At 72.5% G+C, this 10,346-nt stretch carries 10 protein-coding genes and 2 pseudogenes; 5 read left to right on the top strand and 7 right to left on the bottom strand.

Annotated features, from left to right (window positions below):
* Together CM1CMNOD_RS15030 and CM1CMNOD_RS15035 are read right to left on the bottom strand one after the other, a co-directional pair.
* Positions 1–971, bottom strand: a 971-nt coding sequence (locus CM1CMNOD_RS15030; RefSeq protein ID WP_131774048.1) for an HAD-IIA family hydrolase, incomplete at its 3' end; no start/stop codon positions are given.
* Complete coding sequence (locus CM1CMNOD_RS15035; protein WP_013874456.1) at positions 968–1,618, bottom strand: tetratricopeptide repeat protein; 651 nt, start codon at positions 1,616–1,618, stop codon at positions 968–970. The genes CM1CMNOD_RS15030 and CM1CMNOD_RS15035, both read right to left, overlap by 4 nt.
* A 434-nt stretch (positions 1,619–2,052) precedes the next feature.
* Between CM1CMNOD_RS15035 and CM1CMNOD_RS15040 the strand changes: the two genes are divergently transcribed.
* Positions 2,053–3,378, top strand: a complete 1,326-nt coding sequence (locus tag CM1CMNOD_RS15040) for a DUF1015 domain-containing protein (RefSeq protein ID WP_043603809.1) — start codon at positions 2,053–2,055, stop codon at positions 3,376–3,378.
* A 172-nt stretch (positions 3,379–3,550) separates the two neighbouring features.
* Positions 3,551–3,739, top strand: a pseudogene (locus CM1CMNOD_RS24490) (transposase); the annotation flags it as partial.
* A gap of 92 nt (positions 3,740–3,831) precedes the next feature.
* On the opposite strand, the gene CM1CMNOD_RS15050 reads toward CM1CMNOD_RS24490, so the two are convergent.
* Complete coding sequence (locus CM1CMNOD_RS15050) at positions 3,832–4,089, bottom strand: hypothetical protein (protein WP_043603815.1); 258 nt, start codon at positions 4,087–4,089, stop codon at positions 3,832–3,834.
* On the opposite strand from CM1CMNOD_RS15050, the gene CM1CMNOD_RS21890 reads away from it, so the two are divergent.
* Positions 4,081–4,245 (top strand): hypothetical protein, encoded by a 165-nt coding sequence (locus tag CM1CMNOD_RS21890; RefSeq protein ID WP_157491034.1) that lies wholly within the window; start codon positions 4,081–4,083, stop codon positions 4,243–4,245. The two genes, CM1CMNOD_RS15050 and CM1CMNOD_RS21890, sit on opposite strands and share 9 nt — an antisense overlap.
* Before the next feature lie 28 nt (positions 4,246–4,273).
* Here the strand turns inward: CM1CMNOD_RS21890 and CM1CMNOD_RS15055 are convergent, their stop codons facing one another.
* Complete coding sequence (locus CM1CMNOD_RS15055) at positions 4,274–5,215, bottom strand: NADP-dependent oxidoreductase (RefSeq protein ID WP_013874459.1); 942 nt, start codon at positions 5,213–5,215, stop codon at positions 4,274–4,276.
* Positions 5,216–5,323: 108 nt separating this feature from the next.
* On the opposite strand from CM1CMNOD_RS15055, the gene CM1CMNOD_RS15060 reads away from it, so the two are divergent.
* Entirely contained in the window at positions 5,324–5,740 is a 417-nt protein-coding gene (locus CM1CMNOD_RS15060) for a winged helix-turn-helix transcriptional regulator (protein WP_013874460.1), read from the top strand.
* Between the two features lie 251 nt (positions 5,741–5,991).
* Here CM1CMNOD_RS15060 and CM1CMNOD_RS15065 read toward each other — a convergent pair whose 3' ends face one another.
* Positions 5,992–6,393, bottom strand: a complete 402-nt coding sequence (locus CM1CMNOD_RS15065; protein ID WP_013874461.1) for a winged helix-turn-helix transcriptional regulator — start codon at positions 6,391–6,393, stop codon at positions 5,992–5,994.
* Positions 6,394–6,522: 129 nt separating this feature from the next.
* On the opposite strand from CM1CMNOD_RS15065, the gene CM1CMNOD_RS15070 reads away from it, so the two are divergent.
* Positions 6,523–7,218 (top strand): NADPH-dependent F420 reductase, encoded by a 696-nt coding sequence (locus CM1CMNOD_RS15070; RefSeq protein WP_013874462.1) that lies wholly within the window; start codon positions 6,523–6,525, stop codon positions 7,216–7,218.
* Positions 7,219–7,249: 31 nt separating this feature from the next.
* Here the strand turns inward: CM1CMNOD_RS15070 and CM1CMNOD_RS23225 are convergent.
* Together CM1CMNOD_RS23225 and CM1CMNOD_RS23230 are read right to left on the bottom strand one after the other, a co-directional pair.
* Positions 7,250–7,502, bottom strand: a pseudogene (locus CM1CMNOD_RS23225) (IS5/IS1182 family transposase); the annotation flags it as partial.
* A gap of 8 nt (positions 7,503–7,510) precedes the next feature.
* Complete coding sequence (locus CM1CMNOD_RS23230; RefSeq protein ID WP_013874463.1) at positions 7,511–8,389, bottom strand: tetratricopeptide repeat protein; 879 nt, start codon at positions 8,387–8,389, stop codon at positions 7,511–7,513.
* Positions 8,390–10,346 lie beyond the last annotated feature (1,957 nt).

The raw sequence follows: 10,346 nt of genomic DNA on the forward strand, positions 1-10,346 counted from the left end.
GGCCCCGCCCCGTCCACCGGACCGGCGGTACAGCCGTCACCGGCAGTCGGCGCCGACGCTGGCACTGACACCCGGGTGCCCGGATGGCGTACGAACAGGCCCCGCAGATCGGCCGCGAGATAGGTCGGCCGGTACGGCGCCCCGGCGCGCAGGAGCTCGCCGCTGCTGGTCACCCCGGTGAGCACCAGCAGGGACGGCGTGCCCGAACGGACGGCGGAGGCGATGTCGGTGTCGAGCCGGTCACCGACGATCAGCGGCGAGCGGGCGCCGGCACGGTGGACCGACTCCTCGTGCAACGCCCGCTCCGGCTTGCCGGCCACCAGCGGGACCATCCCGGTCGCGGTCCGCAGCATCGCCACCAGCGAGCCGTTGCCGGGCAGCAGGCCGCGTTCGGTCGGTACCGAGGCGTCGGTGTTGCTCGCGACCCACAGCACTCCCGCCTGGATCGCGAGCGCGGCCTCGGCGAGCCGGGCGTAGTCGATGGCGGGATCGAAGCCCTGCACCACCGCGGCTGGTTCCTCCGCCGCGGCCGTCACCGGCCGCAGGCCCACGTCCCGCACCGCCTCGCGCAGACCCTCCCCGCCGGCGACCAGGACGGCCGCCCCGCGCGGCAGGCGTTCGGCGAGCAGCCGCGCCGCCGCCTGCGCGGAGGTGACCACGTCGGCCGGGGCCGCGGGCACCCCGAAGGAACGCAGCCGCTCGGCGACCCGGGCCGGCGTCCGCAGCGCGTTGTTGGTGACGAACACCACCCGCATCCCGCGTCCACGGGCGGCGGCGATGGCCGGCGCCGCGTGGGGCACCGCCTCGGACCCGCGGTACACCACCCCGTCGAGGTCCATCAGGGCGGCGTCGTGGACGTCGACGAGCGGCGCCGGCGACGCCGACAGCGGCCCGCTCCCGCCCTGCTCGCCCCGCTCGCCCGGCTCACCCGGGCTGGCCGGCTGAGCGGACAGGCGCAGGCCGTGGGTCACGGCCGTCCCCGCACCGGCCGGTTGAGCGCGGCCCGCACACCCCGCAGCGCCTGCCCGTAATGCCCGAGGTCCGGGCGCATCGCGACGGCGAGCGCCAGATGCTCCACCGCCGCGCGCAGGTCACCGGTGCGGCGGGCCGCCATGCCGAGCCCGAACTGGGCGTAGTCGTCGGTCGGGTCGTGGGCGACGATCCAGGCGAAGCTCTCCCGGGCCGCGCCGTACTGGCCGGCGTCGAACTGGGCTCGGGCCAGCGCCTCCCGGACGCTGCGCGAACCCGGTTCGGCGGCCACGGCATGGGCGAGCAGTTGGACCGCGGCGTTGGCGTTGCCCCGGTCGAGCAGGGCGACACCCCGGGTGTACCAGTCGTAGACCTCGCCGCCAGGGCTGCCATCAGGGCTGTTGCCATTCGGCTGGGCGGCACCAGCGGCACCAGCGGCACCAGCGGCACCGGTGCCGGAAGCCGTGGCGGCCAGGCCGGTGTCGGCCCCCTCCGCGCTGTTCGCGCCGTCACCGTCAGGAGCGGGGATGCCAGCGGCCGGGGTGTCGGGCGTGGGGGTGTCGGGGATGTGCCCCGGGCCCGCGGGCAGCCACTCGTCGCGGGGGCCGCTCCCCTCGCCGGCAACCGGTCCGTCGTGCCCGCCGGACATCCGCGCCTCCCTCGTTGCCTGTGCCTGGTTTCCCAGGTTTCCCAGGTCTTCCTGGTTGCCCGTTTTCCTGCGTTTCCCTGCCGTGCCGCGATCCGGTGACGTCCGCGCCCCGGTACCCGTCTGAACCTCCGGCGAACCTCCGATATGCCAGCGTCGGCGCCTGCGGCGGCCGGACGCCGGTGGCCCGAGGTCCAGCTCCCAGTGTCGCCGGAAACCGGTCCCCGCTCCCACCGATCGCGCTGATCGGTGGAGGTGCGTACCATTTCAGTGCCCCCGCCGCCCGTCGTCCCGTCCACAGTGGCGGATGTTTCCTCCCTGCCAGTGGCGTCCATGAGGCACTTCCACAAGGCAGAGACAACTTCCAGGGGCGGATGTCGGCGGTGCCCGTCCGGTGTCGGCGGCGTCTGTGGCGGGCGGACCCATACGATCGCCGCATGGCTGCTCCCGTCCCCCCGGCACCACCCTCACCTGGCGGACTGGTCCTGGCGCCGTTCCGGGCCCTGCGATATGCCGCGGACGACGGCGAGGAGCTGGCGTCGCGGACCGCCCCGCCCTACGACGTGATCGACGCCGCCGGTGTCACCGCGCTGGAGGCACGGCATCCGCACAACGCCGTCCGGCTCATCCTCCCCCGCGACGACGAACGCTCCCCGGGAAGTCGCTACCGGCGGGCCGCGGACACCCTGCGCGTGTGGACCGCCGACGCGGTCCTGCGCCGTGACGACCGCCCGGCGCTGTACGTGTACGAGCAGACCCAGGACGGGCACGTCCAGCGGGGCCTGGTCGGCGCGGTGGCACTGGCCGACCCGGACGCGGGGATCATCCTGCCGCACGAGAACACCATGACCGGGCCGGTCACCGACCGGCTGGCCCTGACCGTGGCCACCGGAGCGAACCTCGAGCCGATCTTCCTGCTGTACGAGGGCGGCGGGGCCGCCAGCCGGATCGTCGCCGAGACGGTGACGACCACACCGCTACTGACCACGACAACCGACGACGGCGTCTCCCACCGCATCTGGGCGCTGACCGACCAGGAGCGGCTCGCCGCCGTCGCCGACGATCTGTACGGGCGGCGGGCGGTGATCGCCGACGGCCATCACCGGTATGCCACCTACCGCCGCTACCAGGCCGACCGCCACGCGGCCGGGGACGGCACCGGCCCCTGGGACTTCGGCCTGGCCTTCCTGGTGGACGCCCGGGTGTCCGGCCCGCAGGTCCATGCGATCCACCGGGTCGTGCGCGGTCTGACCCTCACCGAGGCCGTCCGCCGCGCTGGGACGGCGTTCCGGGTGAAGCCGCTGGACGCTGTGGGTGACCCCGCGGGCGCGTATCTGCTCAGCGAGCTGGCCAAGGCCGGCCAGGACGGCCACGCCTTCGTGATCACCGATGGCCGGGCGGCGTTCCTGCTGGCACATCCGGACCCGGTGCTGCTCGCCGATGCACTGCCGGCGGACCGCTCCGCCGCCTTCCGCCAGCTCGACGTCACCGTCGCGCATCTCGCGCTGATCACAGAGGTCTGGGGGCTGGCGGACACCGAGGGTGTGGTCGACTACCAGCATGACGCGGCTGCCGCGATCGCCGCGGCGGCCGCGGCGGCGCCGGATGCCGCGATCGCGCTGCTGTTGAACCCGACCCCGGCCGCGGACGTCGCCGCCGTGGCCGCGGCCGGCGAACGGATACCGCGCAAGTCGACCCTGTTCACCCCCAAGCCGCGCAGCGGCCTGCTGATCCGCCCGCTGGACGAACAGCCGGTGCCCTGAGCCGTTGGTTCGCCGGTCGTTAGGGTACGTATCGGATTGTGATCGATCTGTGGGGTTCGTTCGTGCGGCGGGTCTGAGTGGGTAGACCGTCGGGCGTGACGCGGGCACAACCGGCGGACGAGGAGCAGGCGTTTATCGAGCCCTACCTGCCGATCGGCGGGTTCGGCCCGTATCCGTAGCGGTTGCGGGCGCGGTTCGAGGTGTGGTCTGGCGGTTCCGTACCGGCGGGCAGTGGCGGGAGATGCCCCGGGGGTTCGGTGCCTGGCCGACGGTGTCCAACCGGTTCCGGCAGTGGTGGGACACCGGTGTCGTCGACCGTCTTCGCGGCGGCGTGGCTACCCGCCGGCTCGGGCGACGCTGAGGATTCTTCGTCGGCGCGGAGGACCGAGATCGGCTCGGCCTGTCCGGCGCTCGGCGTCTTCGGCCCGGTGACCGACTTTCGCCGAGTCATGCTCATGACGGCTGCGGGCTTTCCGCGATCGGCAGTTGGGTGAAGGCGCCGCCGTGGAGCCCTGGGACAGCCGATTCGGCGTCGAGGCTGGCGGCCGACGTCACGTCGCCATCCCATCCTCCGGCCAGCAGTTCCTGACCGGACGCGCATGAGCGCAGCTCGTCGAGGAGGTCGGCCTCGGCGGTCCGGAAGGCGGCGGTGGTGTCCCGCGCCTCGGAGCCGGGAGAAACGATCTCGACAACGAGCGGGACGTGATCCATCCGAAGCCGTTCACCACATGCATGGTCAGGGCCGCGGTAGAGGATGACGTCCGGGCGGCGGTTGAGCAGTGCCAGGGATTCGACCGGCTCGTCGAGCTCGCCGACAGCCTCTGGGCGACCCGTCCTCCCGCGGCCAACGGCCTTCTCCTCCCATGATCCCGAACCCGCCAGCAGATCACCTCACTCAGGGCACAAGGACGATCTTTCCTCGTACGCGGTTGGTTTCGCTGAGCTCGTGGGCCTTCGCGGCGTCGCGCAGCGGAAGAACCCGGTCGATGGCGGCCCTGAGGCGGCCACGTTCCACCAGCTTGGCGATACTCTCAAGATCGACACCGGACGGGGTGAAACCGAACTCGACGAACCGCAGGCCGCGGGCCTGGGCCTGTTCCCGGACCACGCCGCGGTCCGGGCCGGTGCCCCGCACATCGATGAGAAGCCCGCCGGGCCTGAGCGTATCGAGGGACCGGGGACCGTAGTCGTCGCTGATCGGATCAAGCACGACGTCGATGTCTCGTGCCACGGCAGCGAAATCGACGGTGGTGTAGTCGATGAGCTCGTCAGCCCCGAGGCCGCGCAGAAACCCGTGTTTTCCCTTCTGGGCGGTGCCGATGACGTATGCGCCGCGCGCCTTGGCGATCTGTACGGCGAGGTGCCCGACCCCGCCGGCGGCGGCGTGGATGAGGACGCGCTGCCCGGCGGTGACGGCAGCGACGTTCACCAGCGGCTGCCAGGCGGTGAGCGCGGCGACCGGTAGAGCGGCGGCCCGGACGGGGTCGACGCCCAGCGGCACGGCGGCGAGTGCGTCCGTCGGCGCGGCCACGTACTCCGCGTAGGCGCCCCGGGGCGGAAATGAGCACCCGTAGACAACGTCGCCCGGGGCGAACCGGGTCGTCCGTTCACCGACCGTCTCTACGACTCCGCAGAGGTCCAGTCCGAGCGTGAGCGGTGGATCGCCGAACCGTCGCACCAGCCCGGCTCGGATCTTCCAGTCGGCCGGATTCACCCCGGCCGCACGCACCCGTACCAGCACCTCTCCCGGGCCGGGCACTGGCCGGTCGTACTCGACGATCTCCAGAACCTCCGGACCGCCGTAGACACGCTGGCTGATCGCGCGCATACGGGTCATCCCTGTGCTCCCCTCGGATGTGTTGTGGTCATTCCGTGGCGACCACTCATCCTCAGCGGGCCAGTACCTGTTTGCATAGAAGGCACTACTCTGATACCTAGGTATCTCATGGATACCGCCCTGGAAGGTGCCTCCCCGAGCTGGGCCGCTACCTACCGCCGCGACTGCCCATCGCGTACAGTAATCGAAGTCCTCGCCAACAAATGGGCACTGTACGTCCTGGGCGCGTTGCGCCGGTACGACCGACCGATGCGTTTCAACGAGCTCCGACGCCTCCTCGACGGAATCACACAGAAAATGCTCACCCAGACCCTGCGCGCATTGGAACGAGACGGACTCGTCAGCCGCACGGTCTACCCCACCGTCCCCCCTCGGGTGGAGTACGGACTGACTGAACTCGGAGTCGGCGCCGGACAGTTGACCAGCGCAATTGCGGAATGGTCCGCGGAAAACGCCCAGAAGATCGCCACCGCCCGCAGGGCATTCGATGGCCGGGCCACCGTCGAGCCAGCGCCCCTGCAATAGAAGCGTGAGGTTGCCGACGGCGTCGACTCCTCGGGATGACGACGCAACGTCTCGTCCGTCGTGTCGGTCGCGGCAGTCGATGGTCTCGGCCGCGCCCAGTCCGCGCACGTAACCGTCGTCGACGGCCTATGCCCGGCGACGATGACGCCCCTGCCCGGCCCAGCACCGGACCGGCCCTCGTCCATCGGCCCGTGACGACAGACGATCCAAAGGCGATCCGGCACCAACAACAGGTGATCTGGCACCTACCGTCAGCTGACGACCCCCTCGCCCGCGTCGAGCCGCCGGCGTTCCTGAGCGTCCAGCAACTCGTCGCCGTGCTCGAGTGTCCAGTCTCCGAGCGCCTTCATCGGGCCGTCGACCAGGCTCTGTCCCAGCGAGGTCAGCGTGTACTCGACCCGCGGCGGGGCCTGCGCGAAAGCACGGCGGTCCACCAGGCCGTGGCCACACAGCCGGTGTAGCGCTTCGGTGAGGACCTTGTCGCTTATGCCGCCGATCGCGACGCGCAGCTCGCGACGCCGACGGGGGCCCAGGCGGAGAGCCGCCAGCACGACAGGATCCCAGGTGTGGGCGAACAGGTCGGTCGCCGCCCGGATGCGGCAGTCCGCGACCAGCTCCTCGCAGTGGCGCCCGCGCTCGCTCATCCTCCCCATCGTCGCAGGTTCGACGCGCACCGATCGGTGCGTAACGACTTCCCTACCGTTGCCTTCGAAGCGGCCCGGCTGCCCGCGGCAGCGGTCGCTCGCCCGCGAAGCGGTCGTCGGCGCGAACGAGGAGGGACCATGCGAATCGGGATCCTGGGCACGGGAGCCCTGGCCGAGGGGCTGGGAAGAGGCTGGGCCCACGCCGGGCACGAGCTGGTGATCGGCGGGCGGTCGCGGGCCAAGGCGGACGCGCTCGCCGAACGCCTGGGCGGAGCGGCGCGCGCGGCCAGCCCACGAGAGGTCGTCACCGGGCGGGACGCGGTCCTGCTCGCCGTGCTGTGGGCTGGCGTCGAGGACGTCCTGCGCAGCGTCGACGCGGCTGACGGTCGGCTTGCGGGAACACCGTTGATCGACCCGACCAACGCGGTGGAGCACGGTGTCGGCGTGCTGCTCACCGAGCACGGCCGCTCGGCGGCGGGCCGGATCGCCGAGCTGGCGCCCGGAGCGCACGTCGTGAAGGCGCTCCATCTCTTCCCAGCCGAGCAGTGGACACGCCCTCCCACCAACGGTGTCACTGGCACTGACGGTGTCACTGAAGGTGATAGTGACGGCAAACAGGCGACGACGGTGGCGATCTGCGGTGACGACGCGGCGGCGTTGCGGGTCACCAGCGAGCTCGTCCGGGACGTCGGTGGCATACCAGCCGTGCTGGGGCCGTTGGACCGCGCGCGTCAGCTCGAGGAGGTCGCGGGCTTCGTCATCGGACTGGCGTTCGCGGGCTTTGATCCCGCCTCCGCCGTTCCCCACGTCCCGACGCGGACCATACCGGCTTAGGGCGCGTATCGAGTTGTGATCGAGGGGTGGTTCACGTGAACTCCCTGATCCAGATCATCGAGGCACGGAACTGGGGACCCGCGAGACAGCCGCCCGGGGTCCTGTCGTAACGGATGGCGACACCCCGCCAGTCCTTCACCGTGCCGCTCAGACGTTCGAGGGTGTTCCGTTCCCGGTGGAGCCCGGTGTCGTGGCAGACAGCCCGTCCCCCCGCGGCCCTTGTTCTTCCGATGGGCGGCCTGGTCGGCCTTCTCCGGGATGACCACCCGGATACCGCGCCTCCGCCAGTCCTCTATGACGGTTGAGCGGAAGGAGCGGTTTCACCTTCCGGCGGCTCCGCGGCGTCCAACTCCACAGCGGCGTCCAGCTCCGCGGCACGGTCCGCGGCATCGGTCTGCTCGGTGTCGTCGACGGTCGCGGCGGAGACGAACCAGCGTGCCGCGTCGGTGGGACGGCCCGCGGCCAGCAGCGCCTCCGCGTAGGCGTACCACAGCCTCGCGCTCCACGGCCGCACGCCGGCGGCGGCCGCCTCGTCCTGCAACAGCAGAACCGCGGCCTCCGGCTCACCCAGATCACGCCGCGCGCCCGACAGGACGATCAGCAACTCGGCCCGGGCCTCCTCGTCGAGTTCGGCCGCACCCGGATCACGGGCGAGCAGCAGGGCACGCTCGGGACGCCCGAGCCCCCGCTCGGCATCGGCCATCACGGCAAGGTGCCGCGGGGACCCGTCGATGCGGCGTGCCGCGCGCAGTTCGGCGAGCGCCGTGGCGAACTCCCCCGCGTGGTAGGCGGCGAGCCCGACCGCCTCCCGGACGACGGCGATCCGGGACGCCAGTCCCGCGGCCGCGCGGGCGTGCGCGAGCGCGAGCGCAGGGTCCTCCTCGAGGTACATGCCCGCGGCCACCAGATGCCGGGCCACCGGTTCGGCCAGGGACGCGCCGAGACCTCGCAGCTCCCGGGTGACCTCGAAGTCGAGGAGTTCGGCGCGGGCCTCGTCGGGAAGCTCCGGCGCCGACGGCCGGCTGGAACGCCCAGCCCCCCGGCCGGCGCCCGCGTCACCATGCGGGGACGTCGGGGAACCCGCCGATGCATGCGGACGGCGGTGGGCGGCACCGGTCGCACCACGACGGTCCGTCCCGGCCGCACCGCCAGCACGTCCCGGCCTGGACACCGACGGCCTGGAGCCGCCCCCGCGCCCCGCTGGAACACCTGATGCCGACGAGGCGGTGCCCGATGTCCGCCGGTCCGGTCCCGGGGTTCTCTTCCCGGGGTGGTCCTGCCGGCCAGTGCCCTGCTCACCGGACCGGGTGTGGGCGGCGCCCGGACGGTCGGCGCCTCGGGGGCGGGCGGAATCCCGCGGGCCTGCCGCGGCCTGTCCCGGCCCGGCCGTGCCGGAGTGCCGGGCGGCGACATCCCGAGCATTATGATCATAACCGTGCTGGTCCCGCGCCCGGGTGTCCCTGAGCTCCCGGGATTCCCGCGTGGAGGCGGTGCCAGGTCGCGACTCGGTGCTGGGCGCCCGCCATCCGCCGCCGGGCCCGTCGCGCCGGTCGGTCAGCGGCCGGTCGGCGCCGCCGGATGCGTGGGACGTCCGGCTGTCGTCGCGACGATCGGAGCTGGCCGACGAATAGGCCGACGGACGGGAGGTGCCCCGCGGCGGCGTCCGGCGCGAACTGTCAGCGGCCGGGCCACCAACGGTACGGCCACTGACGTCGTGGCCGCCGCCACGGCCCTGTCTCTGGCCGTGGGTGGAGGGACGATCGTCACGGCGCCGGTCGGGCCGCCCGTACCGGTCGCCACGCGACGGCGTCTGCGAAGACGGTTCGAAACGCCCGGTGCCGGCTCCCGTACCGGGCACGCGCCCGGCCGAGCCGCGACCGCGCTGCTCGGCATCGCCGCGTGGCGGCCCGCCGGTACGGCCGGCTCCGGACGGCCGCCCAAGCCGGCCCGGCTCACGTCGACCGGAGAAGTCAGCAGAGGAACGTGACGGCTGCGCGGCATCCCGCCACTGCGCGGAAGAGCGCTGCGCGGAGGAGCGCCCTGCGGAAGAGCCCGAGAAGGTCTGTCGGGAAGCTCGCGGGGCGTTCGTTCCCTCGGTTCTCTTCGCCGCCGACCACTGCCTGTCGGGGCGGGAGCCCGCCGGCTGCGATCCGCCTGCCGACGGTTGGAACCGTTGAAATCCGCTGGCCCGGTTGCCGCTGGCCCGGCTGTCGTTCCCGCCGCCTGCCCCGCGATCCGGGTAGCGGTTTCCTGCTGGCTGTCGTGATTCACCCTGTCGTGACTCACTGCGTGTACCCGCGGGGCGGGCCGAACGGCGATCGGAATCATCATGGGGACGGCTCGGCCGGATTCCCGACCCGCCTCGAGCAGCACCAGCGGATCGCGCGCCTGAGCCCCGTTCGCTCGAGCCGTGCCAGCCTGGGCGGCGATCCGGGTCGATGCCGCGAGCCGCCCGGCCGTACCCGCCCGTGCTCCCGTAGCCGCTCCCGTAGCCGCTCCCGTAGCCGCTTCTGTCGCCGCGGGCGTTCTCACCGCGGGTGTTTGCCGTCGCCTGGCCGCGGGCTGCCTGACCACGGGCCTGCCGATCCTGGCGGACGTGCTGACGCCCACCGGCGGCACGGCGAGCCTCGCGGGCCTCACGCCACCGTTTCTCCGCGAGGCTTTCCGTTGCTGCCGCGCTGGCCGCCGTCGGCGCCTTCCCTCGGCCGCTCGCCGTACGGCGAGCGGCTGTCCGCCCGGCGGACCTGCCCACTCCCACGGTCGCGGCCGAACCATCCGAGTGGCCGCGGCCATCCCGTGGCTGACGGCCGGAACGACCCCCCGTGTCTCCAGTCGTCCGCATCTGGCCGCCTCCCTGCACCGACATCACATCCCCATCATCCACCACCACGCCGACAACCCCTCATCCCGCGGCTCCCGGTACATGCCAGCGTGGAACATCACCCGGCCGCCTCACACAGCGGAACGCGGCGGAAGCAGCCCACAGGAGGGGCTTCATCACAGCGAGCTCCGTACGACGAGCTCCGTCGCGGGGAAATCCGCCGCGAGGGGCTCCATGACAGCTCCATGGCAAGGGGCTCCGGCCCCTCTCCCTGTCAGGCTCGGCTGAGATGCCCTCACGCAGGACA

This window comes from Protofrankia symbiont of Coriaria myrtifolia, assembly GCF_900634755.1.
In the GTDB taxonomy this organism is placed as follows: Bacteria; Actinomycetota; Actinomycetes; order Frankiales; family Frankiaceae; genus Protofrankia; species Protofrankia coriariae.

What these genes read in the sequence shown, in the direction of transcription:
- CM1CMNOD_RS15070 (WP_013874462.1), top strand. Translation starts at nt 6,523, where the DNA reads ATGCGAATCGGGATCCTGGGCACGGGAGCCCTGGCCGAGGGGCTGGGA.
- CM1CMNOD_RS15040 (WP_043603809.1), top strand. Translation starts at nt 2,053, where the DNA reads ATGGCTGCTCCCGTCCCCCCGGCACCACCCTCACCTGGCGGACTGGTC.
- CM1CMNOD_RS15060 (WP_013874460.1), top strand. Translation starts at nt 5,324, where the DNA reads ATGGATACCGCCCTGGAAGGTGCCTCCCCGAGCTGGGCCGCTACCTAC.
- CM1CMNOD_RS15055 (WP_013874459.1), bottom strand. Translation starts at nt 5,215, where the DNA reads ATGACCCGTATGCGCGCGATCAGCCAGCGTGTCTACGGCGGTCCGGAG.
- CM1CMNOD_RS15065 (WP_013874461.1), bottom strand. Translation starts at nt 6,393, where the DNA reads ATGGGGAGGATGAGCGAGCGCGGGCGCCACTGCGAGGAGCTGGTCGCG.
- CM1CMNOD_RS15050 (WP_043603815.1), bottom strand. Translation starts at nt 4,089, where the DNA reads ATGGATCACGTCCCGCTCGTTGTCGAGATCGTTTCTCCCGGCTCCGAG.
- CM1CMNOD_RS15035 (WP_013874456.1), bottom strand. Translation starts at nt 1,618, where the DNA reads ATGTCCGGCGGGCACGACGGACCGGTTGCCGGCGAGGGGAGCGGCCCC.